This window comes from Tenacibaculum sp. TB-56 (genome assembly GCF_059716275.2).
The window spans coordinates 2,074,092-2,098,887 of the sequence record NZ_CM201367.1 but is presented as its reverse complement, the minus strand read 5'-3'; the positions used below and the strand labels follow the sequence as shown (position 1 = coordinate 2,098,887).

Sequence of the window (24,796 nt, the reverse complement as noted above, 5' to 3'; positions counted from 1 at the left end):
AAGAATCGAATTATTCTCTCATACTTATTTTTTAAAAAAGCGACTAAATTTGTTAATGCAAAATCTTAAACAACAATTCTTTTAAAATATCAGCATGGGTTTGGTTAGCACCAACCCCTTTGCTTTTTACATCGGCATCACGCAATAAGGCTATAATTTGTGATACTTTTCTCATTGGGTAGTTACGTGCTGCGTTTACATAATCATCCACAAAATAAGGGTTTACCCCTAAGTTTTTAGCAACCGAAGCTTTCGATTTGTCTTTTAATCCGTGGTACATCAATAACTGTGTAAAAAAACTATTTAGCAAGGAAATTGTCATTACTAACGGATTATTCTTAGGGTTTTGAGCAAAATAATTGATAATCCTGTTCGCTTTTACCACATCTCGCTGTCCTACTGCTTTACGCAACTCAAAATTGTTAAAATCTTTAGAAATACCGATATTTTCTTCAATGTGCTTATCACTAATAATAGTTTCTGCAGGCAATACTGAGGTTAGTTTATCGAGTTCGTTGCTAATCTTACTAAGATCAGTTCCTAAAAACTCTACCAACATTTGAGCAGCTTTTGGCTCGATATTAAACTTCTTTCCTCCCAAAACCTGACGAATCCAATCGGCTACTTGATTATCGTATAGTTTTTTACTCTCGTAAATAAGTCCACTTTTGGCAATGGCTTTGTACGCCTTTTTACGTTTATCAAGCTTTTTGTATTTGTAATTAAACACCAACACCGTACTCGGTTGAGGGTTCTCTGCATAGCTTTCAATTTTTTCAATAGAACGGCTTAAATCTTGTGCTTCTTTAACAATAATCACTTGCTTTTCTGCCATCATTGGAAAACGCTTAGCCGAAGACACTATTTCTTCTATCGATACATCACGACCGTACATTACCACTTGGTTGAATCCTTTTTCAGACTCATCAAGCACGTTGTCTTCAATATAATCTGAAATTTTATCAATGTAATATGGTTCTTCTCCCATTAAAAAATAAATGGGTTTGATGTTACCTCCTTTTATATCGGATATGATAGATTTAATTTCGTTCATAAAGCCTCTCCTCTGTCCTCTCCGAAGGAGAGGAAGTGTTATTTATTCTATTTTTAACGATGTTGATAACATCGTACTCCTCCTTTTACTTTTCTTTTACACGAACCACCTGATTTTGTTCTTGCTCCACAAGTTGAACTATACGATTTTGTACTTTTTATACTTGTAGTATTTGATTGTTTGGTATGTTGATAACAAAATCCGTTTGCTAGCTTTGTTTGATGCTTACACCGTGTTCCCTTTTTCGTAACCCCTTTACATCTTACCGTATAAGATTTTCCTACAGATTTATTCGTAAAACCAGCTGTTCTTCCCACATAAGAAGGTTTACAAATTTTACAAGCAGTTAAGCCATATGCGTTAATTTCATCTTCATTAACCTTTTTCGACACATTCTCTACCATTCTACAAGTAGCTGTATGAAACTTTTTACCTGATGGGGTCTTATAAAAGTCTTGAGCTTGTAGTTGAATTACTACTAAAAATAATAAAATGAAAAAGTTAAATCGCACTTTAATAAACTTAAATAATTACTTTTGGTTTATGCAAAAGCTCAACCTTCCTAGCTATACATTCAAGCTCAAAAGTAACGAAAATAAGACGCTTATTTTTGATAATTTGAGAAAAAAATATGTGGTTTTAACTCCTGAAGAATGGGTACGCCAACATTTTGTTCAATTACTAATTCAAGAAAAAAACTATCCTATTTCTTTAATTGCTATTGAAAAACAATTGATTATCAACAACCTAAAAAAGCGTACTGATATTGTGGTTTTTGCTTCGAACGGACATCCGAATATTATTGTAGAATGTAAAGCTCCACACATACCAATTACCCAAGATACTTTTGATCAAATTGCGCGTTATAACTTAAAACTCGATGCAAATTACCTCATTGTAACCAACGGACTGCAACACTTTTTTTGTATGCTCGATAAAGAGAACGAAACCTATGTGTTTTTAAGAGATATTCCTGAGTACAAGTAAATACCTTTATTTCAAACCGAAAAATTGCTTCACTATCAAAATGGAAGACGAAGTCTTAAACATGAGAATTACTTAACTTATGAGATTCCTCCTCATACCTGGTTCGGAATGACGAAACACAGAATGACTCATGCTTTTTAACAAGAATTTCATTTATAAACTGTAAATTTGCCGTCTTGAAAACAGCTATTGTCATATTAAACTGGAATGGGAAAAAATTGCTTGAGCAGTTTTTACCTTCTGTCGTGAATTTTAGTTGTGAAGATGCTCAAGTATATGTTGCTGACAATGCTTCTACAGACGGTTCTATTGCATTTATCAAACAATATTTCTCTTCAGTAAAAATTGTTACAAACACCGAAAATGGCGGGTATGCAAAAGGTTACAATGATGCCTTACAACATATTGATGCCGACATTTATTGTTTAGTAAATTCTGATATTGAAGTTACCGAAAACTGGTTAACTCCCGTTATTGATACTTTTGAAAAAGAACCGGATACAGCAATTATTCAACCGAAAATTTTAGACTTTAAAGACAAAACAAAGTTTGAATATGCTGGTGCTGCTGGTGGTTTTATTGATGCTTTTGGGTATCCATATTGTCGCGGTCGTTTGTTTAACGACTTGGAAACAGATAACGGACAATTCAACGATACTACAGAAATATTTTGGGCTTCAGGAGCTTGTTTTTTTATCCGTTCCAAAGTGTTTCATCAACTCAACGGTTTTGACGAAGACTTTTTTGCGCATCAAGAAGAAATTGATTTATGCTGGCGTGCTAAAAATAGTGGGCATACTATAAAATATGTGGGAACATCAACCGTATACCATGTAGGTGGAGCAACATTAGATACTTTAAATCCTAGAAAAACGTTTTTAAATTTCAGGAATAGCTTACTTAACCTAGTTAAAAACTTGCCTTTATCAAAAGTATTTCCGATTATTTTCTTTCGTTTAGTGTTAGACGGATTAGCGGGTATTAAATTTTTACTAGAAGGAAAACTTAAACATATTTGGGCTATTGTTAAAGCACATTTTAGTTTTTACGCCCATCTTCCAACGTTTTTAAAAAAGAGAAAAAAACTTCCGAAGGAATCAAACTACGCTTTACATACTTCTGTTGTTTGGCAATATTATGCTAGAAGGAGAAAAAAGTTTGAAGATTTACGTTAATTCTTTTTCGTCTTTATAAATGTAATAAAGCAAAAAGAAAACTGCTACACCACCAAAGGTATGCCATAACCAATGTGTTCCCATGGGTAATAATTCAATTTTATTATCTAACATTCTAAACAAAAGCGCCATTCCGAATATTAACACTCCGTAAGCTATATATTTTACATTTTTCCAATGTGTTTTATAAGCGTACCACACTAAAGGAGTTGATACCGCCAAGGCTGTTACTGCATATCCGAACGATGTTCTATACCCTACTGGTACTGGTAAAAAACGAGGTAAAATAGACACTAAAAGTATTGTAAGTAATATTCCTAATCGTTGCCACCAATTTCTTTTTATTTTTCCGATGAAATAAATAATTGCACCTAAACATACAAGCATAATAGGTACCCAGTCTAACAACAACCAAAATTCATGACTTCGGGTTCCGTGAAACATGGTACCTCCTACCCAACTGATGAATATTACAGGAATGGCAAACAGAAAAAACGGATACTGCTTAGGGTTTTGATACACTTTTCTTCCAAAGTAAATCAATAACACTATAAAAATAAGGTTGCTAAAGGTATTGAAAGGTTCAACAGGTAACCTACCTGCGATGGTTTCTTGATATATTGGTCCGCTGTCGTTAGGGAATCTTTTCAGTAAAAACATATATCCTTTTCTATTATGTAACAAGATAAGGATTAATGTTTTAATTAAAAATTAAAGTTTTTATAAAATATCTAAACTTCCTTTTCCTTCACGAATCACTTCTGGCTCATCGGTTGTTAAATCGATTACGGTAGATGCATGGTTATCTCCATAGCCTCCATCAACAACAACATCTACAATATTTTGCCACTTTTCGAAGATTAATTCAGGATCAGTAGTATACTCTAATACTTCGTCTTCATCATAAATAGAAGTAGACACTATTGGGTTTCCTAAAGCTGCCACAATTGCCCTTGCAATATTATTATCAGGCACACGTATACCTACCGTTTTACGCTTTTTATACGCTTTCGGCAACGTATTACTACCAGGTAACACAAAAGTATACGGCCCGGGTAAAGCTCTCTTTAAAATTTTATACGTAGCTGTGTCTATTTGCTTTACATAATCTGACAAATGGCTTAAGTCATTACACACAAAGGAGAAATCTGCCTTTTCTGGCTTTATTCCTTTAATTTTCGCAACTCTAGCTAAAGCTTTGGTATTTGTAATATCGCAACCCAACCCGTAAACTGTATCGGTTGGATAAATTATTACCCCTCCGTTTTGTAAAACTTTTACAATTTTCTCTATCTCTTTTGGGTTCGGGTTGTCGTTATACAACTTTATAAATTGTGCCATGGCTTAGTAATTGTCAAAATCAAAATCGTCTAAACTTTCAAAATCATTAAACTCATCGTCAAATTCATCGCCAAACTCATCATCTAAGTCTGTAGATAAATCATCTGCTTTAAACTCCTTTTCTGGAGCTTCTTCTGGAATTTGTCCGATTGATAATATCATTTTTGTTTCGGTAACAGCTTCGTCAGACTGCTCTATTACCTCTACATAAAAGGTCCACATTTGTAAGAAATCATACACGTAAATTAACTTATCGTGCATATTAGGTAAAGTTTCATTCAATATACAAGTTGCCATTGACACTCCTTCACCTGCTTCTGCCATATTAAATAACGGAATTTCTTCTCCTTGATTCCAATCTTCGTCGGTACGGTAAAAAGAAGCCATTTCTTGTCCGTTAAAACCAAATGATTTTGCTATGTCAAAATGCAAATTTTCTAACGAATTATTTTCACTTACCATTAGGGTTCTAATTACATCTTCTTTTGTATCTAAAATTACGCGTACTTTATACATTCTATCATTTTTTGTCAGTACAAAAATACGTATTTTTGAATGATAATTTTTAGTAAAATGAACAAGCAAGAATCTCTTACAATCTTAAACAATTACAATAAAAACACCCTAATGGAAACTTTAGAAATTGAGTTTATTGATTTAGGGGATGATTTTATTACTGCCAAAATGCCTGTAACTTCAAAAGTGCATCAACCCTATGGAATATTACACGGTGGAGCCACAGCCGCCTTAGCAGAATCGGTTGGAAGTTGTGCTTCGGCTTTTTTTTTAAGAGATTCTAATAAAATTATAAAAGGAATTGAGCTAAGCATTAACCATATAAAAAGTAAAAAGGAAGGACATGTTTTTGCTACTGCTAAAGCGATTCATAAAGGTAGAACTACACATTTATGGGAAGTAAAAATTGTAGATGAAGACAACAACTTAATTTCGCTTTGTAAGATAACCAATATTGTTTTAGACAAACAGTAGTATGAACCCTAATAGAGGGATTAAGCATACCTAGATAATCATCTAAACAACAAGGTTATGAATAAAAAGGGCTCGAAAGCTTTATGCTTCGACTACGCTTAGCAACCAACAAATAGATCTAAAACTTAAAAATCAATATTTTAACTCAAAATTTATTCATGTGAAATTATTGAAAAAAATCTTGAAATTTACAGGAATTAGTCTTTTTGTAATTCTACTTGTTTTATACTTCTTATTCTGGAAATTTTCTGCTCCAAAATCTGATCAACAAGTGATTGAAAGGTTTAGCCAAAGCTCTATTACACCTACACTTTCTCACGAGAATTTTAAAGGATTTGAATACAGAAAACTTTCTATTGTAAAAGACACCACCTTACCTACGCTAGTTTTTGTTCATGGAACCATAGGTTCTTCCACCGATTTTATTAAGTATATGAAAGATAGTTTACTACTTAGTAAAGCTAATATGATTTCGTACGATAGGATTGGTTACAATTATCAAGACAAGAATTCGGTTCAAGAAAGCATTTCTTTTGAGCGTGATATGCTTCAAGACATTTTGCAAGACATAAATCCTAAAAAAACAATTGTTGTTGGATATTCTTATGGAGGTCCCATTGCTTTAGCTCTTCAAAAAAAAGTTCATAAAGTACTATTATTGGCTCCTGCTGTATACAGCGAAGTAGAACCGATGCCTTGGACTTTGAATTTTTATAAATGGAAACTTACTAGATGGCTTGTTCCACCCGTATGGCAAGAAGCCAGCAGAGAAAAGTTATCACATAAACAAGATTTACAAAAGTTTGAAAACAATTGGAAATCAACCCCAAACCAAATAGTAAGTATTCATGGCACAAATGATTGGATTGTTCCTCATGAAAACTCAACATTTTTAGAACAACACTTCCCTAAAAATCAGTTTAAGTTAATTAACATTTCTAATGCAGGTCATGGGTTTATTTGGAGTAAATTTGACACGATTAAACAACTTTTAATACAAGAACTAGATTGAGTATTTTTTCAAATATAAAAGAAGCTTTAAAACAACAATTACCTTTTGTTGCTTACAGAAAACCAAATACATCTTTACTTAAAGGTTGGTTTCAGCAAAATGCTACGTTAATTACTTCTGAAAACTATAGTGAAAGCGGATTTATTTTTGCTCCGTTTGATAGTAGAGAAAAAGCTATTCTAATTCCTGAAAATCAATCTACTTATTTTGAAGAAGAAGTAAGTATTGATTCTATTTCTTCTAACAAAAATACTAATCACACACCTGATACTTCTTCCGAAGAAAACCATATTCAACTTGTTGAAAAAGGAATACAAGCCATTGAGAATAATCAATTTAAAAAAGTAGTTCTTTCCAGAAAAGAAAAAGTTGAGTTACCAGAATTCAACCTTATTGAGACTTTTCAAAAACTTTTAAATAGTTACCCTACAGCTTTTGTATATGTTTGGTATCATCCAAAAGTTGGTTTGTGGTTGGGCGCTACTCCTGAAACATTAGTGAGTATTCAAGGCACCAACTTTACCACTATGTCTTTGGCTGGAACTCAAGTTTATAATGGCACTACCAATGTTTCTTGGCAACCTAAAGAAACAGAAGAACAACAATTTGTTACTGATTATATTACAGACAAACTTTCAAATTACTGTTCAGAAATAACCACTTCTGACACCGAAACTATTAAAGCTGGTAATTTACTTCATTTAAAAACTATTATTAATGGGACGCTAAAAACGGATAATGCTACTTTAATAAACACCTTACACCCTACTCCTGCTGTTTGTGGATTGCCTTTGGAAGCATCAAGAGAATTTATTTTAAATACTGAAAACTATCACAGAAGTTTTTATACTGGTTTTTTAGGAGAATTAAACATCAACTTTAAAGAAAGTAATTTGTTTGTGAATTTACGTTGTATGGAAGTTGAAAATAACACGGTAAATATATATGTAGGCGGCGGAATTACACGAGATAGCAACCCTATAAAAGAGTGGCAAGAAACCGTAGCTAAGACCACTACAATGAAAAAAGTTTTATAGGAAAATCCCCTATTTTATAAAACTTTTCACCTAACAGAAATATTAACCCTCTGAAATACAGCTTTTTTTACTATATTTAGGTAAACTTAAAACTCGCTTTCCTATGAAACAAAAATTACTTAGGATTAACCAGCGTGAAGATAAACTTAATAGTAGAGTAGGTAGAACTTTAACGTATAAGCAGCTGGTTGAATTCGCATCAAAACTACCAAACAAAATAAAATCGCTTGTTTAAAAGCAAAAACCACCAAATGCTTGTGCACAACTGGCGGTTTTTAAGTGTAAATTGAATTTGAATTGATTTTTTTATGCACAAACCAAGCTCTAAACACAAATTGTAATTTGTGTTTAGGGTTTATACGAACAGTTATCTTCTGTTTTTAAATATCGTCAAAAGAAACATCAGTAAAACTTTCTGTAGAAGAGGCTTCTGTAGCCATTCCCTCTTCTCTCTTATAGTCTTTTTGGTGACGCTCACTAATTACTTCAGAGCCTTTTTCGTTTACAATAAAGTCTGTTGCTTTATTCAACATTTCTGCAAAATCAGTAAAGTCTTCTTTGTATAAGTAAATTTTATGTTTCTGATAATGGAAAGACCCATCATCGTGAGTGAATTTTTTACTTTCTGTTACTGTTAAATAATAATCATCTGCCTTTGTAGATCTAACGTCAAAAAAATACGTTCTTCTTCCTGCTCTTAAAACCTGTGAAAAGATTTCTTCTTGTTCTACTCTCTCGCTCATAATTCGCTTTAAATAATAGTTGTTTACTTAAAATTTCTCAACAAATCTAACAAAATATTTGACTTGGCAATACGAATTGCTATATTTCTTTTTCTAAAAGTTGTTGTTCATACAGGTCTTTATAATATCCTTTTTCCTTTATTAATTGATTATGAACACCTTGTTGAATTATCTTTCCGTTATCTAATACGATAATTTTATCGGCATTTTTTGCTGAAGACACCCTGTGACTAATAATTATTGTGGTTTTATCGCTAGAAACTCGCTCTAAATTAGATAAAATTTGCTCTTCTGTCTCGGTATCTACTGCTGATAAACAATCATCAAAGATTAAGATTTTCGGATCTTTAATGATTGCCCTTGCAATAGAGGTTCGTTGCTTTTGACCACCTGAAAGTGTAACACCTCTTTCTCCTAAAATGGTTTTATATCCTTCTTTAAAATCGATGATATTCTCATGAATTACAGCGTTTTTAGCAGCTTCAATAATTTCTTCTTCCGTAGCATCTTCTTTACCAAATTTGATGTTATTTTCAATTGTATCAGAAAATAAGAAAGGTTCTTGTGGCACAAATCCTATTTGATTTCTTACATCATATAAATTACACGTTGTAATATCTTGTCCATCCATAAACACTGTTCCTTCAGTAGTATCATACAATCTAGATATAAGGTTGATAATGGTCGATTTTCCACTTCCTGTTTTACCCAAAATTGCTAAAGTTTCTCCTTTATCAACTTTAAAACTCACATCTTTTAATGCGGTTATATCAGTATCTTCATACGTAAGGGAAACATGTTTAAATTCAATCTCTCCTTCTACATCCGTCGTACCTTCATTGTTATTTTGGATTTCAGGAACATGCTGTAAGAACTCATTAATTCTTTCTTGAGAAGCTTCTGCTTGCTGAATCATAGAAGTCACCCAACCTACAACAGCAACCGGCCATGTTAAAATATTTACATACATAACAAAAGCTCCAATAGCTCCTACTTGAATCTCTCCATTTATATATAATGTACCTCCTACATACAATACAATAATATTACTAATTCCTATCAATAGTATCATTAGAGGAAAAAACAGTGCTTGTACTTTATATAAATCAATATTCTTTTCTTTATTAGCATCAGCTAAATCATCAAAGTTTTTGATTACTGCGTCTTCAATAGCATATGATTTTACCACATTAATACCCGAGAAAAACTCTTGATTAAAGGTTGTTAACTTCGATAAATATTGCTGAACAATAGTACTTCTCTTATTTATCTGCTTACTCAACACAAAAATCGACACCGATAAAACTGGAAATGGTATCATGGTGTATAGAGTTAGTTTTGGAGAAATTGCATACATCTGAGTAAAACCAATTACGAAAGACACTAACATGTTTAATGAATACATGATAGACGGACCAACATACATACGAACCTTAGACACATCTTCACTAATACGGTTCATTAAATCACCTGTCCTATTTTGCTTGTAAAAATTAAGAGATAATCGCTGATATTGTTGGTAAATCTCGTTTTTTAAATCAAATTCAATCATTCGAGACATCACTATTATAGTTTGACGCATTAAAAAAGTGAAAAAACCACCTAATAAAGTTACTCCAATAATAAGTAAAATATTATTTAACAAAATGCTTTTTACTTCAGATAGCTCTGTTATTTTCCCTAACTGATAGTCTTCTACTACATTTAATGAATCACCAACAAAATCGGGGATTCTTAGTGTAAATATTTTTGCTAGAACAGTTATAAAAACCCCTAACAATAACCTCCACTTATACTTTATGAAATACTTATTTAAATGCTGTAATGCTTTCAATCTTACTTTTTTATAAAAATTTAACTTTAAAAAGGGCTCTTGTTAAAGATACCATAATTGAGCTCTCTTTTTTTGCTTTTGTTTTAACGATTTCTTACTTTTGTGCTCGAATTTTTGAGATTGCTTAAATTATCTCAAATTAAAAAACTAAAACAAATGACATCAGAAATCATTGATACTAAAGATCTTAAGAACGACCCTGTGTTTGGTCAATTATCTTTTGACAATCACGAGCAGATCGTTTTTTGCAACGACGAAGATACAGGTTTAAAAGCAATTATTGGTATTCACAACACAACTTTAGGCCCTGCTTTAGGAGGTACAAGAATGTGGCAATATAAAAGTGAATGGGAAGCTTTAAACGATGTATTACGTTTGTCTCGTGGTATGACTTATAAGTCTGCTGTTACTGGTTTAAACCTTGGTGGTGGTAAAGCAGTTATTATTGGTGATGCTAAAACTCAAAAAAATGACGCGTTAATGCGTAAGTTTGGTGAGTTTGTAAACTCTTTAAGCGGAAAATATATTACTGCGGAAGATGTTGGGATGGAAACTCGTGACATGGACATTATCCGTGAAGTAACTCCACACGTAACAGGTGTTTCTGAAGCAATTGGTGGATCTGGAAACCCTTCTCCTGTAACTGCTTACGGAGTATATATGGGGATGAAAGCTGCTGCTAAATATAAATTCGGAACTGACAACTTAGAAGGTAAAAAAGTATTAGTACAAGGTGTTGGTCACGTAGGTGAAACTTTAGTAAAGCACATTACTGACGAAGGTGCTCAAGTTATCTTAAACGATATTAACGAAGCTCGTTTAGAAGAGTTAAGCAAAAAATACGGTGCTAAAGTAGTATTAGGAAACGATATTTTTGGTTTAGACCTTGATATTTATGCTCCTTGTGCTTTAGGTGCTACCCTTAACGATGAAAGCATTGCTCAATTAAAAGCTCAAGTAGTTGCTGGTGCTGCTAACAACCAATTAGCAAACGAATTAAAGCACGGTACGATGTTAAAAGAAAGAGGTATTGCGTATGCTCCTGATTTCTTAATCAACGCTGGTGGTATTATTAATGTATATGCAGAAGTTGAAGGTTACGACAAAGCAGAAAGCTTAAAGAGAACTGAAAACATCTACAACACTACATTAGAAATTTTCAATTTATCAGAAAAAGAAAATATCACTACACATCAAGCTGCTTTCAATATTGCACAAGCAAGAATTGATGCCCGCAAAAAAGAGCAAAATAGCTAGATAAAAAATAAAAAAGTTTTACTTTTGCAGAGCGTTAGAAATAGTTTCTATCGCTCTTTTTTTTAAAGTTCTTTAGAATGATTAACAGAAGACATATTCGTGTTAAAGTAATGCAGTCGGTATATGCGATGCAACAATCGCACAGCGATGATTTAGTTAAGGAAGAAAAATTCTTAAAACACAGCATTCAAAAAATGTACGACTTGTACGTTTTAAATCTTCAATTATTAGTTGAAGTTCAAAAATTAGCTCGAAAGAGAATAGAGCTTTCAAAAAAGAAAATTCTTGCTACTAAAGAAGAACTTAATCCAAATACAAAGTTTATTGACAACAAGGTTTTAAACCAACTTAACGAAAGCGTAAGCTTAGAAGGGTATGTTGAGCTTAATAAATTAAATTATTGGGATCTTGACGATGAGTATGTAAAAATTTTGTTAGATGAATTACAGAAAAGTGACATCTACAAAAAATACATGGACACCGTTGAAGATTCTTTTAATGTAGACCGTGCTTTTGTTATTGATTTTTTTAGAGAAATTGTAGCTCCTAACGAAAAAATAGCGGATTATTTTGAGGATAAAATGATTTCTTGGGTTGACGATATTCCTTTTGTAAACACCTGGGTATTAAAAACTATTAACAAACAAAAAGCCAACAAACCTTTTGTTTTAGGTAGTTTATATAAAGATAGCGAAGACCAAGCTTTTGTATCCAACTTGTTTAACAAAACCATGTTAAATCAGCATAAATACGAAGAAGATATCAAAGAAAAAACACCTAACTGGGAAGCCGATAGAATTGCCGATATTGATATGATTATTATTAAAATGGCTATTACAGAGTTTTTACACTTCCCTTCTATTCCAAGTAGAGTTTCTATCAACGAATATATTGAGTTAGCTAAAGACTATTCTACCAATAAAAGTGGTTACTTTATCAATGGTGTTTTAGATAAATTAGCTAAAGACTATCTTAGCTCTAACAAGATGGTAAAAATAGGTAGAGGATTATTATAAAAATTAGTATTTTTACAACAAACAAAAATATTTTACAATGAAGAAAATAGCAGTAGCATTAGCATTTGTTGTTTCAGCAGGAATGTTAGTTTCTTGTGGACAAGGTAATGCCTCATCAAAAGTAAAAAAAGAAAACGTTGAGAACGCAGAAAAAAGAGACAACACTATTAGCCAAGGTGCTCCTGAAATCTCTTTTGACAAAGAAGAATTTGATTTCGGTACAGTTAAAGAAGGTGAAGTTGTTGAAACTACTTTCGTTGTAACCAATACAGGTAAAAGTGATTTAGTAATAACACACGCCCAAGCATCTTGTGGTTGTACGGTTCCTGAGTGGACAAAAGACCCAATTGCACCAGGTGAAACAGGTAATATTAAAGTTAGCTTTAACACAAGCGGAAGAACTAACAAACAATCAAAATCTGTTACATTAACTACCAATACTGAGAAAGGTAGAGAAATTATCAAAATTTCTGGTATGGTAACCCCTAAAAATAAAGACGCATAATGTTTACAACCATTTTTTTACAAGCTAGTTCTCAAGAAAGTTTAATGAACATGCTTCCTTTTGTAGCAATGATTGCTGTTTTTTACTTTTTAATTATTCGCCCTCAAATGCGTCGTCAAAAAAAAGAAAAACAGTTTCAAACAGAAATTAAAAAAGGAGCTAAAATTATTACCACAAGTGGTATTCACGGAAAAATAGTTGAAATTAATGATACTGATAATACGGTTTCTATCGAAACTGGTGCTGGTAAAATTAAATTTGAACGTTCTGCAATTTCAATGGAATTAAGCAAAAAATACAGTACTGAAAGTAAAAACTAACAGTAATACACTGATATAAAAAAGTGAGCTAATTAGCTCACTTTTTTGTTTTTTATGTAGATTGCATCAATATTTATTTTCTTGAAAAAAAACGTTAACATACCTAAAACCTTTTTTGGTTTTTTAATCGCCTCTATATTTTTTTGGTTACTTATAAACCTTTCAAAAGAATATAATGCAGAGGTAGAGTATGACATTGAATACACTCAATTACCTCAACAAAAAACGTTGATTGACGCTCCTTTTAACAAACTAACCTTAAATGTAAAAAGTAGTGGTTATAATTTATTAATGTCTAGCATTAACCACAAACCAATCACTCTACAATTAGACAAAGCGGTTAAAAAAAAGGGAAGCAACTATTATTTTTTATCAAAAAACTTGCATTCTGAAATACAACATCAATTAAAATATAATATTGAGTTAAACAGCATCACGCAAGATACTATTCCAGTAAAAATAGGATTATTGAGTTCTAAAAAAGTTCCGTTAAAACCTAATGTAAATATCTCTTTTCAGTTAGGATACGGTCTTTCAAAACCTTTAAATCTCACTCCTGATAGCATCTTAATTTCTGGTGATGAAACTGATGTTAACAAAATAGAGTTTCTAAATCTTGATAGTGCTACTTTAGAGAATGTCTCTAAAAACACAAATATTACCACTTCTATTCTATTTCCTGAAAATATTCAGCTCAAAGCGAGTCATAAATCAGTAGATATTGAATTGTTGGTAGATAAATTTACAGAAGGGGAAATTGAAGTACCTGTATTAGTTAAAAATGCTCCAAAAGGAATTAATATTTTCCCAAAAAAAGTAAAAGTTATTTACAAGGTAGGCTTGAAAAATTTTAATGAAATTACGCCCGATTTATTTAAAATAGAATGTGATTATTTAGACGCTGAAAATAACGAGTTAAACTACCTTACCCCTGAACTTAAGGATACTCCTAATTTAGCTACGGTACTAAGAATAGTGCCCGATAAAATTGACTTTTTAATTTACGAATAATATGGTAGTAGGTTTAACAGGCGGAATTGGTAGTGGAAAATCGACCATTTTAAAAATGTTTTCTGAGTTTAAAAACATTGCTGTTTACATGGCAGATGATGAAGCCAAAAAGCTCATGCATACTTCACCAGTAATTAAATCTCGTTTAATTACTGAATTTGGCAAAGAAACCTACATCAATAACGAATTAAACAGACCATATTTAGCTTCCATCGTTTTTAAAAACAAAGAGAAATTAAATTTGTTAAATTCTATTGTTCATCCTGTTGTAAATGAGCATTTGCAAGCTTTTATCAAACAAAACTCTGACAAAGCTTACGTTTTGTATGAAAATGCCATACTTTTTGAAAACGGTAGCGATGCTTTTTGCGATAAAATTATTACTGTTACTGCTCCAGAAGAAGTCAGGATTAACCGAGTTGTAAAAAGAGACAACACTACGATTGAAGAAGTAAAAAACAGGATAAAAAACCAATGGAGCGACACAAAAAAAACACTTCAATCCAATTACATTATTGATAATAAAACACTTAACTACTCCAAAGAACAAGTGTTAAGAATCCATAATTCTTTAACAAAAAGGACTGTATAATTTACGCTTTACTAACCCTAACTGTTAAAACTTTCTTAATTTTACAATAACTTTGTTAATCTAAGTTAAAACATTATATCTCTAACTTATATTAATTTATTTTTGAATAATGGGTAAGAAAATCTTTATTCTCATTGTTGTTTTAATGAGTATTTCTCTAATAGGAATTATCTCTATTCAAGTATATTGGATAAAAGATGCAATTAAGAACAAACAACAACAATTTAAAAATAATGTAACTATTGCTTTAGCTCGCACCTCTGAAAATATAAAAGAGAGAGAGTACTTAGAGTTTCAGCAAAACTATAAAGATTACTTTGAAAGCAACAAACTAAGAACAGAAGCAGAAATAACAACGTTTCTTTTTCAGCAAGTTGATACTGTTAGCAAAACTAAGTTTTCTTTTGGTAGTTCTATTTTAGAAGAAAGTTTTAAAATGCCTGGTGAGTTTGTTGATAATGATTCTATCATTATTAAACGATATTCAGGAAAAGAAGATATTTTCTTTTCTCAGGTTATAAAATCAGAAAACAAAGATTTTAAACCCTTTTTAAGTGAAAACCGTTATTCTGTTTACAAAACCTACCCAAGCTGGAATGATGATGTAATGGAGCATGCTTTTCGTAGAAGTAAAAGTATTTACGCAATACACCAAAGAATAAGTAATAAAGAATTAAAATTTATTCTGAAAGATGAATTCGCTAAAATGAACATTACTCAAGATTTTAAGTATGTTGTTTATGAAGACGGATTAGCAACACAACTAAAATCGGGGTATTTTAATATACAGCCAGAAGATATTAACTATCCTCTGCTTGAAGATGAAGAAGGAAATAGTAAATATAAATTATATGTAAAATTTCCTGACAAACGAAAAAACTTGTTATCAGGAATGATGGAAATATTAGTGCTTTCCTTATTCTTTATAGGAATTATTATTGCTGCATTTTCAATATCATTATACCAAGTAATACGTCAAAAGAAGATTTCTGAAATAAAAACAGATTTCATCAACAATATGACACACGAGTTTAAAACACCTATTGCAACCATTAATCTTGCTTTAGACGCGATTAAAAACCCAAAGATCATATCTGACGAAGAAAAAATTAAGCGCTATGTGCAAATGATTCGCGATGAAAACAAGCGTATGCACGGGCAGGTAGAAAATGTATTGCGAATTTCAAGACTAGAAAAAAATCAGCTTGAAATTAGTAAAGATGCTGTTGATATGCATGATATTATTGAAGAAGCTATTGAGCATATTCAATTATTGACTGATGACAAAAAAGGAAGTGTTACAACGCACTTCGAAGCTATTTCAACAGAGGTTTTAGGAAACCAGTTTCACTTAACCAATGTTGTTGTTAACATGTTAGAAAACGCATTAAAATATTCAGAAAACGCACCAAAAATTGATGTATTTACTGAAAGCACAAATAAATACTTTATCTTTAAAATAAAAGACGAAGGGATAGGAATGAGCAGAAATGCTCAAAAATATGTGTTCGATAAATTTTACAGAGAACACAAGGGGAACATTCACAACGTAAAAGGTCATGGTTTAGGATTATCTTATGTTAAAGAAATTATAGACAACCACCAAGGTACCGTTTATGTTGAGAGTGAAAAAGGCAAAGGAAGCACGTTTACAGTTAAATTACCATTAATATAAAAGATTAAGGAATGGGAAGTAAAAAAATATTATTAGTAGAAGACGATCCTAATTTTGGAACAGTTCTTAAAGATTATTTAGCACTTAACGATTACAATGTTACACATGCTAAAGATGGAATCGATGGTTTAATCATGTTTAAAAATGCTGAGTACGATTTATGTATTTTAGATGTTATGATGCCTCGTAAAGATGGTTTTTCTTTAGCTGAAGACATTCGTGCTACAAACAAAGAAATTCCAATTATATTTTTAACTGCAAAAACATTAAAAGAAGATGTTTTAAAAGGTTACCAAGTTGGAGCTGACGATTACTTGAATAAACCTTTCGATTCAGAAGTTTTATTACACAAAATCAAAGCTATTTTACAACGTAAGGAAACTGAAAAAACAAACGACAGTGACGAGTTCGAATTCAAAATTGGAGGGTTTGACTTTAACTCTAAGTTACGTCACTTAACTTACAAAGGTGGTGAACCTCAAAAATTATCACCAAAAGAAAGTAAATTATTACGTATGTTAGCTATCCATAAAAATGATTTAATGCCACGTGAATTAGCGTTGACGAAAATTTGGAGAGACGACAACTATTTCACTTCTCGTAGTATGGATGTATACATTGCAAAGCTTCGTAAGTATTTGAAGAATGATGAAAATGTAGAAATTTTAAACATTCATGGTGAAGGATTTAGATTGATAGACAACAAATAATATCATTTTAAATAAAAAAAGCTTAGGTAAACCCTAAGCTTTTTTATTATCTAATCTATTTATTTTTCTATCTTGCTCCTGATAATTCTTCAATAGTACTGTACTTTCCTTTATAACTTCCTGTTGCTACACTTCCGTTAACTCTTTTCACTTTAAAGTCTAATGAAATGTTAGTTTCGTTAATTGAATTTATAGTTAAAGTAACTTCATCTCCATTTTCATACTCCATTAGTAATTGTTCATTATCGTATTCTCCTAAAAATTCTCCATCAGTCATAAACTCATACCATAAACTATTTGTTGTATAAGTTTTTGAGGTTAAATTTTCATCACGAACAGCAATTGAAAAGAAATCTACCTCAGTTAAAGCTACACCTGAGTTTTGGGCAGCTTCTATATCTTGTTCAGTAATATTTAATAAATGTAACAATATAGTAGTTCTACTATGTTTTGTGAATTTTTCTACGAAAATTGATTCCATCGGATAATTTTTTCCTTCAATTATAAATTGATTTGGTGTTTCTTGAACATCATCAGATGAACAGCTTACGTAAAAAACAGTAGTTAAAATAATCGCTAATAAGTAGTTTATTTTTTTCATAATAATATAATTTGACATGCAAAACTACCTTGGTTTTAAACCATCTAGTTAAATTTATTTCTGAATAGGTTTTATTTCTTTCTAAAAAGCCATGTTTTCCTTTTAAACTATTTTCTGTTACTTTTTTTATACATTGTAACAATAATTTGAATGAATCGTCAAATACATATAATCAACAAAATCAAAAAAGCTTGGAAACAATTTTATCTATACAAAACCTCGATAAAAAATACGGAAAAGTTCATGCGGTAAATAACCTCTCTTTTGACATTCAAAAAGGAAATGTTTACGGAATATTAGGACCTAATGGAAGTGGAAAATCAACCACTTTAGGTATTATTTTAAATGTAGTTAACAAAACCTCAGGAAGTTTTAGCTGGTTTGATGGTAAACTATCTACTCATGAGGCTTTAAAAAAAGTAGGTGCTATTATTGAGCGTCCTAATTTTTATCCATACATGTCGGCAGTTCAAAACTTACAGCTTATCTGTAAAATAAAGGGGGTTTCGTATGATAAAATAGACGAAAAATTAAAAGTTGTAAACCTTTACAAGCGTAGAAACAGTAAGTTCAGAACTTACTCTTTGGGAATGAAACAACGTTTAGCAATTGCCTCTGCTCTATTAAACGATCCTGAAATATTAATCTTAGACGAACCTACAAACGGATTAGATCCACAAGGCATACATGAGATTCGTCAAATTATAAAAGAAATTGCTCAAAACGGCACGACTATTTTACTTGCCTCACACTTACTTGATGAAGTAGAAAAAGTATGTTCTCATGTGGTAGTAATAAGAAATGGTGTAAAACTATACAGTGGTAGGGTTGATGAAATGACAGCTTCAAATGGATTTTTCGAGCTACAAGCCGAAGATCAAAACAAGCTTAAACAACTTTTAGAAAATCACTCTTCAATAGGAACTATTAATAGTGAAAATGGAGTTTTAATCGCGAATTTATCTTCTGAATTGTCTGCCTCAGAAATTAATAAATTTCTATTTGACAACGGAATTTCTCTTTCGCATTTAGTAAAACGTAAACCTAGTTTAGAGCAACAATTCTTAGACCTTACCAACAACCAATAAACTTACATCATGCTACGACTTTTAAATATAGAATTACATAAATTAAAATATAACAGAGCTAGTAAAGTTCTTTCAATTATTTATTTCGCCCTATTAACATCAATTGCTTTAATTGCTGCAATAAAATTTGATATAGGTCCGATTAAGTTTCACTTAGCAGAACAAGGTATTTTTAACTTTCCCTACATCTGGCACTTTAATACCTATATAGCTGCAACTTTTAAATTTTTCTTGCTATTAGTTATTGTTTCTATGATGGCTAATGAGTATAGCTATAAAACACTAAAACAAAACTTAATTGATGGTTTAAGTAAAAAAGAGTTTGTGCTTTCTAAATTCTACACTGTTATTGCTTTTGCTTTTATTTCTACTCTATTTGTATTTATTGTTTCATTGATTCTTGGGGCTATTTATTCAGATTTTAATGAAATGTCTATCATCTTTTCAGATTTAGGGTACTTATTTGCTTTTTTCATAAAACTATTAGGTTTTTTCTCTTTTGGTTTATTCTTGGGAATTTTAATTAAACGATCAGCATTTGCTGTAGCAGCTATGATTGTTTGGTTAATTGTTGAAAGTTCAATTAAAGGCTACTTGTATTGGACTTTTAGAGATGTAAAAACAGGAACTGATGAAGCAGTAAACAGTGTCATGCAATTTTTTCCTTTAGAATCAATGGCTAACTTAATTAAAGAACCTTTTACTAGATTAGGAGCTGTAAAATCGGTAGCAAGTCAAATAGGAGAAAACTTTACTAAAGACTATTCTGTTAGCTTATTCAACATAACAATTGTGTTAATTTGGACAGCTATTTTTATTTATTCATCATACGCTTTGTTAAAAAAACGAGATTTATAGAGGGTTTTATGTAATTTAGCTGTTTTATCTGTATAAAAATTTATTTAAATGGTAAAACAACTACTTTTTGTATTTCTGTGTATAGCCTCACTCTCTATTTATAGTCAAAAAGAAGCCAATGCTTGGTATTTTGGAAACAACGCTGGAATTGATTTTAACGGAACTCCAATCGCTTTAACAAATGGCGCATTAAATACCGAAGAAGGTTGTTCAACTATTTCAGATGAAGATGGAAATCTTTTATTTTATTCTGATGGAATTAAAGTATGGACAAAAAACCACGAATTAATGAAATATTCTAATGGGCAACTTGCTAATAATTTACAAGGAAATCCATCAAGTTCTCAATCAGGATTGATTGTCCCTGCTCCAGAAAATAAAAACATATACTATATTTTCACTGTAGGAACCGATTATATCCCTAATAATTCTGGATACCCTAGAAATCCAGGTTTTAATTTTTACACCGTTGATGTAGCAAAAGGAAGTGGAGGTGAAATTATAGCGGGGCCTATCAACCTTTCTGACAACAGAGATTGGGGATGGTCTGAAAAAGTTACAGCTGTTCAAGGAAAAGACTGTACTGAAATTTGGGTTTTATCTATTGTAGAAGACTCTTTTTATGCTTATAAAATTGATCAAAACGGTGTAGACCATTTGAATCCTGTTATTTCTAAATCTTCTTATATCTTACAAGATAAAAGAGGATATTTAAAAGTTTCTCCTGATGGTACAAAAGTTGCTTTGGCCGACTTTACAGCTGGTCAAAATACAGGAAACGGTCGTTTGGTATTGTATGATTTTGATAACGTCACTGGAAAAATTACTTCATCAGGAGAAATATTAACTACTCCTTCTATTGATGGAGTACCTTATGGTGTTGAATTCTCTCCTCAATCATCTAAACTTTATGCTTCATTATTTATTCCTCCATTTACCTTTAGTATTCTCCAATTCGACTTACTTGATAGAGATGTAGCACTAACAAAAGCTCAAATATGGAGAGGATCTGGGTATAGAGGCGCTTTACAACTAGCTTCAGATGGGAAAATATATAGTTCTATTCCTGATAAGTCATATTTAGGCGCTATTGAAAACCCTGATGAAAGCGCAAAAAACGTTACATACAAACCAGTAGCTATTGATTTAGGAAGAGGAAGAACCTCTCAGGGCTTACCTCCTTTTATCCAATCATTTTTTGCTCCTGTTAAGTTATTGAATGCTGACTCTAATGCTGTATTAAGTAACACAAATCAAGTATTTTGTATAGGAGACAGCTATGAAATAGTTCCTGAAATTAATAATCCAAACGATAGTTACACATGGTCAAAAGACGGAACAGAAATAGCTAACACAAGAACACTAACTGTAGATAACGCAAATTTTGGAAGTGGTTTATACGAAGTTAAAATAGAATCTAATTCATATTGTAAAAAAACATATACAGGTAAAGTTCAAGTTACATTCGAACCTAAACCTACTATTAATACAATTCAACCCTATATTCAATGTGACTTCGATAGTAATCCTTATGATGGGTTTGCTGCTTTTAACCTTGAGCTTTTGGAAGCTTCTTTAGTTGATGATTTTTCTAATATTTCAATAGATTTTTTTGAAACCTCTGACAATAACTTTTCAAGACCTCTTAACAAAAACAACTATATTAATTCAGTAGCTATAAATCACTCAATAGTAGTAAAAGTAACAAACAACACTACTATGTGTTATCAAACTCAGTTTATCGATTTACAGGTAAATCCTACTGGATTAAATATTTACTCTGATGAACATATTAGTGAATTAGATCAAAATGCATCAAATACAGATGCTAAATTTAGTATTGGTACAGATAATGGCTTTTTTGATTTCTCTGTTAAAACTCAACAAATAATCGATAATTCTGGAGGAGCTTTATCGCAAACCTCTCACGATTTTCAATATTACAGAACTGCAGAAGACGCCTCTTTACAAATAGATCAAATTCTCCCTCCTTATGAAGATCATTTATTCACTAATAATTCTGATGTCTATGTAAGGATTTCTAACAAAGGAACAACATCTTGTGAAACTGTTGGGAATTTTAAAATACTTGTAGAAAAGCTACCTATTCCACAAGGAAATCTAAATGAAGAAATTTTATGCGTAGACAACCCTAGACGAACACCACAGCCACACACTATAGGCTTAAATGCTGATACTGGAAATACAACAGACACCTACAAATGGTACTTAAATGGTAATTTAATTCCAAACGAAACATCAGCCATTTATAATGCTAATTCAGCAGGTGAATACAAAGTTGAAGCATACAGAAAGTATCCTAACATAAATACCCCATCCATGGGATATAACACTTTTTTTGTCAAAGAATCCAATCAAGCATTAATTGTTAATATTAAATCTGTAGACGATCAAGACAATCCAGATAGTAATAAAATAAAAATTACTGTAGACGGAATTGGAGATTATGAATATGCTCTTAACAGTACTAATTTTGGTGATTTTGTCAAAGGAGACGAAAACCTAACATATACCTTTACCAATATTCCTCCTGGGTTGAATTTTATTTCTGTTAGAGATCGAAATGGTTGTGGCGTTGTATCTTCTAATCAAATTTCAACCATATACTTTCAACGTCATTTTACCCCAAATGGAGATGGTCATTTTGACACATGGAAAGTATTAGGTGTTGATAATGATTATTATGATGTTGTTAAAGTTCAAATTTTTAATCGTTTCGGAAAATTGGTAAATGAAATTACCGATAAAAATCACCCTGGTTGGGACGGAGTTTACAATGGCACTACCCTACCTACAAACGATTATTGGTACAATGCAGAATTAATAGATAAAAACGGTAAGGTTAGAAAAAAGACAGGACATTTTTCTTTACTTAGAAAGTAAAAACTCTTAAATAAATTACAATTAATACGGATAGATTTTCAGTAAAACTATCCGTATTTTTGTTGAATGAACTTTGAATTAAACTCAGAATTTAAACCTACTGGTGATCAACCACAAGCAATTAAACAGTTAGCTAACGGAATTTTAGCCGATGAAAAGTACCAAACACTTTTGGGTGTTACGGGTTCGGGAAAAACATTTTCTGTGGCTAATGTTGTTGCTGAAGTACAACGACCAACTTTGGTCTTAGCACACAACAAAACCTTAGCTGCTCAGTTGTATTCAGAGTTTAAACAGTTCTTTCCAAACAATGCTGTGGAATATTTCGTTTCGTATTATGATTACTATCAACCCGAAGCTTATATTCCTGTTACAGGAACCTATATTGAAAAAGATTTATCCATCAACGATGAAATAGAACGCTTGCGAATTAGCACCTCTTCTTCCCTACTTTCTGGGCGTCGAGATGTATTGGTAGTTGCTTCAGTATCTTGTTTGTATGGTATTGGGAATCCTACGGAATTCAAAAAGAATGTGATTACTATTGAAGTTGACCAACAAATTTCACGTACTAAGTTCTTACATCGTCTAGTAACAAGTTTGTATGCACGTACCGAAGTTGAAATAAAAAGTGGAACTTTCAAAGTAAAAGGTGATGTCGTTACCATTTATCCTTCTTATGGTGATAATGGATATAAAATTCACTTTTTTGGGGATGAGATTGAAGAAATTGAGACCTTCGATATTGAAACTAACGAAGTTATTACGCGATTAGACAAACTGAATATTTATCCTGCTAACTTATTTGTAACCTCTCCTGATGTACTTCAAAATGCTATTCATCAAATTCAAGATGATATGGTAAAACAGGTAGATTACTTCAAAGAAATTGGGAAACATTTAGAAGCGAAACGTTTGCAAGAACGTACCGAATTCGACTTAGAAATGATTCGTGAGTTAGGATACTGTTCAGGAATTGAAAACTACTCTCGTTATTTAGACGGAAGAGAAGCCGGTACACGACCTTTCTGTTTGTTAGATTACTTTCCTGATGATTATTTAATGGTGATTGATGAAAGTCACGTAACTGTACCGCAAGTTCATGCGATGTACGGTGGAGATAGAAGCCGAAAAGAAAACTTGGTGGAATACGGATTCCGTTTACCTGCCGCCATGGATAACCGTCCTTTAAAGTTTGAAGAATTTGAAGCTTTACAAAATCAAGTGATTTATGTTTCAGCAACTCCAGCAGATTATGAGTTACAAAAAACAGAAGGGCTATTTGTAGAGCAAGTGATTCGACCAACAGGACTATTAGATCCTGAAATTGAAATCCGCCCGAGTTTAAATCAAATTGATGATTTAATTGAAGAAATTCAAGTACGTGTAGAAAAAGACGAACGTACTTTGGTTACCACCTTAACAAAACGAATGGCTGAAGAGTTAGCTAAATACTTAACTAGAATTCAAGTACGTTGCCGTTATATACATTCCGATGTCGACACCCTAGAACGTGTAGAAATCATGCAAGATTTACGTAAAGGCTTGTTTGATGTACTCATCGGAGTAAACTTACTTCGTGAAGGATTAGACCTACCAGAAGTATCATTGGTTGCTATTTTAGACGCTGACAAAGAAGGTTTTTTACGTTCACATCGTTCGTTAACACAAACTGTAGGACGTGCAGCTCGTAACGTAAATGGTAAAGCAATTATGTATGCTGACAAAATTACCAACAGTATGCAACTCACCATTGACGAAACCAACCGTAGACGCGAAAAACAAATTAATTACAACACAGCACACGGAATTACACCAAAGCAAATCAATAAAAAGATAGACAATACTTTATCTAAAAATGCGATTACTTCGTATCATTACGACAATGCTACACAAAAAGCTGCTGAGCAAGATTTAGAATACCTACCAAAACAAGAAATAGAAAAACGCATACGCGACAAACGCAAACAAATGGAAGAAGCTGCCAAAGCTTTAGACTTTTTAGTTGCTGCGCAATTGCGTGATGAAATTGAAGTTTTGAAAGAAAAACTGTAAATAATTTAGCTTGATTGATTCCATAAATTCT

25 protein-coding genes are annotated in these 24,796 nt (G+C 31.9%); 17 read left to right on the top strand and 8 right to left on the bottom strand.

All coding sequences use genetic code 11. The annotated features are described in order from the left end of the window. Positions 1–52: 52 nt before the first annotated feature. Positions 53–1,054: a DNA polymerase III subunit delta gene (gene holA / locus AC3VI6_RS10205; RefSeq protein ID WP_274634632.1), complete on the bottom strand. Its 1,002-nt coding sequence runs from the start codon at positions 1,052–1,054 to the stop codon at positions 53–55. A 53-nt stretch (positions 1,055–1,107) separates the two neighbouring features. Further along, entirely contained in the window at positions 1,108–1,566 is a 459-nt protein-coding gene (locus AC3VI6_RS10200; protein ID WP_497706084.1) for a DUF5763 domain-containing protein, read from the bottom strand. 31 nt (positions 1,567–1,597) lie between these two features. Between AC3VI6_RS10200 and AC3VI6_RS10195 the strand changes: the two genes are divergently transcribed. Then, on the top strand, positions 1,598–2,041 hold the full coding sequence (locus AC3VI6_RS10195; RefSeq protein ID WP_497706588.1) for a type I restriction enzyme HsdR N-terminal domain-containing protein: 444 nt from the start codon (positions 1,598–1,600) through the stop codon (positions 2,039–2,041). Between the two features lie 176 nt (positions 2,042–2,217). Beyond that, entirely contained in the window at positions 2,218–3,216 is a 999-nt protein-coding gene (locus AC3VI6_RS10190) for a glycosyltransferase family 2 protein (protein WP_497706083.1), read from the top strand. Here AC3VI6_RS10190 and AC3VI6_RS10185 read toward each other — a convergent pair. Genes AC3VI6_RS10185 through AC3VI6_RS10175 form a run of 3 tightly spaced genes read right to left on the bottom strand, consistent with a single transcriptional unit; the run spans position 3,208 to position 5,073 of the window. Then, positions 3,208–3,876 (bottom strand): ceramidase domain-containing protein, encoded by a 669-nt coding sequence (locus AC3VI6_RS10185; protein ID WP_520436198.1) that lies wholly within the window; start codon positions 3,874–3,876, stop codon positions 3,208–3,210. The two genes, AC3VI6_RS10190 and AC3VI6_RS10185, sit on opposite strands and share 9 nt — an antisense overlap. A gap of 60 nt (positions 3,877–3,936) precedes the next feature. Next, entirely contained in the window at positions 3,937–4,557 is a 621-nt protein-coding gene (locus tag AC3VI6_RS10180) for an L-threonylcarbamoyladenylate synthase (protein WP_299002864.1), read from the bottom strand. A 3-nt stretch (positions 4,558–4,560) separates the two neighbouring features. After that, positions 4,561–5,073 carry an IS1096 element passenger TnpR family protein gene (locus AC3VI6_RS10175; RefSeq protein ID WP_299002861.1) on the bottom strand — a complete coding sequence of 171 codons (513 nt, stop codon included), beginning with the start codon at positions 5,071–5,073 and terminating at the stop codon, positions 4,561–4,563. 57 nt (positions 5,074–5,130) lie between these two features. Here AC3VI6_RS10175 and AC3VI6_RS10170 point away from each other — a divergent pair, with 57 nt between their 5' ends. The 3 genes from AC3VI6_RS10170 to AC3VI6_RS10160 all read left to right on the top strand — a co-directional run bounded on the left by AC3VI6_RS10170 (position 5,131) and on the right by AC3VI6_RS10160 (position 7,596). Further along, positions 5,131–5,547 (top strand): PaaI family thioesterase, encoded by a 417-nt coding sequence (locus AC3VI6_RS10170; RefSeq protein ID WP_274634639.1) that lies wholly within the window; start codon positions 5,131–5,133, stop codon positions 5,545–5,547. A 160-nt stretch (positions 5,548–5,707) separates the two neighbouring features. Continuing rightward, positions 5,708–6,559: an alpha/beta fold hydrolase gene (locus AC3VI6_RS10165; RefSeq protein WP_497706081.1), complete on the top strand. Its 852-nt coding sequence runs from the start codon at positions 5,708–5,710 to the stop codon at positions 6,557–6,559. Further along, entirely contained in the window at positions 6,556–7,596 is a 1,041-nt protein-coding gene (locus tag AC3VI6_RS10160; RefSeq protein ID WP_497706080.1) for a chorismate-binding protein, read from the top strand. The genes AC3VI6_RS10165 and AC3VI6_RS10160 overlap by 4 nt, the downstream gene beginning before the upstream one ends. Before the next feature lie 380 nt (positions 7,597–7,976). Here the strand turns inward: AC3VI6_RS10160 and AC3VI6_RS10155 are convergent, their stop codons facing one another. Then, positions 7,977–8,339, bottom strand: coding sequence for a PUR family DNA/RNA-binding protein (locus AC3VI6_RS10155; RefSeq protein WP_435254513.1), 363 nt, complete (start codon positions 8,337–8,339; stop codon positions 7,977–7,979). Positions 8,340–8,418: 79 nt separating this feature from the next. After that, entirely contained in the window at positions 8,419–10,173 is a 1,755-nt protein-coding gene (locus AC3VI6_RS10150) for an ABC transporter ATP-binding protein (protein ID WP_497706079.1), read from the bottom strand. A gap of 156 nt (positions 10,174–10,329) precedes the next feature. On the opposite strand from AC3VI6_RS10150, the gene AC3VI6_RS10145 reads away from it, so the two are divergent. From AC3VI6_RS10145 to AC3VI6_RS10110, 8 genes are all read left to right on the top strand, one after another. Next, complete coding sequence (locus AC3VI6_RS10145) at positions 10,330–11,430, top strand: Glu/Leu/Phe/Val family dehydrogenase (RefSeq protein ID WP_497706078.1); 1,101 nt, start codon at positions 10,330–10,332, stop codon at positions 11,428–11,430. A gap of 77 nt (positions 11,431–11,507) precedes the next feature. Next, complete coding sequence (nusB, locus tag AC3VI6_RS10140; RefSeq protein ID WP_299002840.1) at positions 11,508–12,446, top strand: transcription antitermination factor NusB; 939 nt, start codon at positions 11,508–11,510, stop codon at positions 12,444–12,446. Between the two features lie 37 nt (positions 12,447–12,483). Further along, positions 12,484–12,951, top strand: coding sequence for a DUF1573 domain-containing protein (locus tag AC3VI6_RS10135; RefSeq protein WP_435254510.1), 468 nt, complete (start codon positions 12,484–12,486; stop codon positions 12,949–12,951). Continuing rightward, the gene (gene yajC / locus AC3VI6_RS10130; protein ID WP_497706077.1) at positions 12,951–13,271 is read left to right on the top strand and encodes a preprotein translocase subunit YajC; all 321 of its coding nucleotides are present in this window, start codon (positions 12,951–12,953) and stop codon (positions 13,269–13,271) included. Before AC3VI6_RS10135 ends, yajC begins: the two co-directional genes overlap by 1 nt. 81 nt (positions 13,272–13,352) lie before the next feature. Beyond that, on the top strand, positions 13,353–14,282 hold the full coding sequence (locus tag AC3VI6_RS10125) for a YbbR-like domain-containing protein (RefSeq protein WP_299002833.1): 930 nt from the start codon (positions 13,353–13,355) through the stop codon (positions 14,280–14,282). 1 nt (position 14,283) lies between these two features. Next, positions 14,284–14,874 (top strand): dephospho-CoA kinase, encoded by a 591-nt coding sequence (coaE, locus tag AC3VI6_RS10120; RefSeq protein WP_497706076.1) that lies wholly within the window; start codon positions 14,284–14,286, stop codon positions 14,872–14,874. Between the two features lie 109 nt (positions 14,875–14,983). Continuing rightward, the gene (locus AC3VI6_RS10115) at positions 14,984–16,549 is read left to right on the top strand and encodes a sensor histidine kinase (RefSeq protein ID WP_274634650.1); all 1,566 of its coding nucleotides are present in this window, start codon (positions 14,984–14,986) and stop codon (positions 16,547–16,549) included. A gap of 11 nt (positions 16,550–16,560) precedes the next feature. Then, positions 16,561–17,259, top strand: coding sequence for a response regulator transcription factor (locus AC3VI6_RS10110; RefSeq protein ID WP_274634651.1), 699 nt, complete (start codon positions 16,561–16,563; stop codon positions 17,257–17,259). A gap of 67 nt (positions 17,260–17,326) precedes the next feature. On the opposite strand, the gene AC3VI6_RS10105 is transcribed toward AC3VI6_RS10110, so the two are convergent. Continuing rightward, positions 17,327–17,860 (bottom strand): hypothetical protein, encoded by a 534-nt coding sequence (locus AC3VI6_RS10105; RefSeq protein ID WP_497706075.1) that lies wholly within the window; start codon positions 17,858–17,860, stop codon positions 17,327–17,329. A gap of 191 nt (positions 17,861–18,051) precedes the next feature. Here AC3VI6_RS10105 and AC3VI6_RS10100 point away from each other — a divergent pair, with 191 nt between their 5' ends. The 4 genes from AC3VI6_RS10100 (at position 18,052) to uvrB (ending at position 24,765) form a co-directional block, all read left to right on the top strand. Next, positions 18,052–18,948, top strand: coding sequence for an ABC transporter ATP-binding protein (locus tag AC3VI6_RS10100; protein ID WP_497706074.1), 897 nt, complete (start codon positions 18,052–18,054; stop codon positions 18,946–18,948). 9 nt (positions 18,949–18,957) lie between these two features. Continuing rightward, positions 18,958–19,806, top strand: coding sequence for an ABC transporter permease (locus AC3VI6_RS10095; RefSeq protein ID WP_497706073.1), 849 nt, complete (start codon positions 18,958–18,960; stop codon positions 19,804–19,806). Between the two features lie 48 nt (positions 19,807–19,854). Then, positions 19,855–22,710, top strand: a complete 2,856-nt coding sequence (locus tag AC3VI6_RS10090; RefSeq protein WP_497706072.1) for a T9SS type B sorting domain-containing protein — start codon at positions 19,855–19,857, stop codon at positions 22,708–22,710. A gap of 66 nt (positions 22,711–22,776) precedes the next feature. Continuing rightward, a complete protein-coding gene (gene uvrB, locus AC3VI6_RS10085) occupies positions 22,777–24,765 on the top strand; it encodes an excinuclease ABC subunit UvrB (protein ID WP_497706071.1) in 1,989 nt (662 codons plus the stop codon). The last annotated feature ends 31 nt before the right edge of the window (positions 24,766–24,796 follow it).

Bases quoted from the DNA above. Each gene is read 5' to 3' on its own strand.
- holA (WP_274634632.1), bottom strand. From the start codon at position 1,054: ATGAACGAAATTAAATCTATCATATCCGATATAAAAGGAGGTAACATC.
- AC3VI6_RS10195 (WP_497706588.1), top strand. From the start codon at position 1,598: ATGCAAAAGCTCAACCTTCCTAGCTATACATTCAAGCTCAAAAGTAAC.
- AC3VI6_RS10185 (WP_520436198.1), bottom strand. From the start codon at position 3,876: ATGTTTTTACTGAAAAGATTCCCTAACGACAGCGGACCAATATATCAA.
- AC3VI6_RS10180 (WP_299002864.1), bottom strand. From the start codon at position 4,557: ATGGCACAATTTATAAAGTTGTATAACGACAACCCGAACCCAAAAGAG.
- AC3VI6_RS10175 (WP_299002861.1), bottom strand. From the start codon at position 5,073: ATGTATAAAGTACGCGTAATTTTAGATACAAAAGAAGATGTAATTAGA.
- AC3VI6_RS10170 (WP_274634639.1), top strand. From the start codon at position 5,131: ATGAACAAGCAAGAATCTCTTACAATCTTAAACAATTACAATAAAAAC.
- AC3VI6_RS10155 (WP_435254513.1), bottom strand. From the start codon at position 8,339: ATGAGCGAGAGAGTAGAACAAGAAGAAATCTTTTCACAGGTTTTAAGA.
- AC3VI6_RS10145 (WP_497706078.1), top strand. From the start codon at position 10,330: ATGACATCAGAAATCATTGATACTAAAGATCTTAAGAACGACCCTGTG.
- nusB (WP_299002840.1), top strand. From the start codon at position 11,508: ATGATTAACAGAAGACATATTCGTGTTAAAGTAATGCAGTCGGTATAT.
- AC3VI6_RS10135 (WP_435254510.1), top strand. From the start codon at position 12,484: ATGAAGAAAATAGCAGTAGCATTAGCATTTGTTGTTTCAGCAGGAATG.
- yajC (WP_497706077.1), top strand. From the start codon at position 12,951: ATGTTTACAACCATTTTTTTACAAGCTAGTTCTCAAGAAAGTTTAATG.
- coaE (WP_497706076.1), top strand. From the start codon at position 14,284: ATGGTAGTAGGTTTAACAGGCGGAATTGGTAGTGGAAAATCGACCATT.
- AC3VI6_RS10115 (WP_274634650.1), top strand. From the start codon at position 14,984: ATGGGTAAGAAAATCTTTATTCTCATTGTTGTTTTAATGAGTATTTCT.
- AC3VI6_RS10110 (WP_274634651.1), top strand. From the start codon at position 16,561: ATGGGAAGTAAAAAAATATTATTAGTAGAAGACGATCCTAATTTTGGA.
- AC3VI6_RS10105 (WP_497706075.1), bottom strand. From the start codon at position 17,860: ATGAAAAAAATAAACTACTTATTAGCGATTATTTTAACTACTGTTTTT.
- AC3VI6_RS10095 (WP_497706073.1), top strand. From the start codon at position 18,958: ATGCTACGACTTTTAAATATAGAATTACATAAATTAAAATATAACAGA.
- AC3VI6_RS10090 (WP_497706072.1), top strand. From the start codon at position 19,855: ATGGTAAAACAACTACTTTTTGTATTTCTGTGTATAGCCTCACTCTCT.
- uvrB (WP_497706071.1), top strand. From the start codon at position 22,777: ATGAACTTTGAATTAAACTCAGAATTTAAACCTACTGGTGATCAACCA.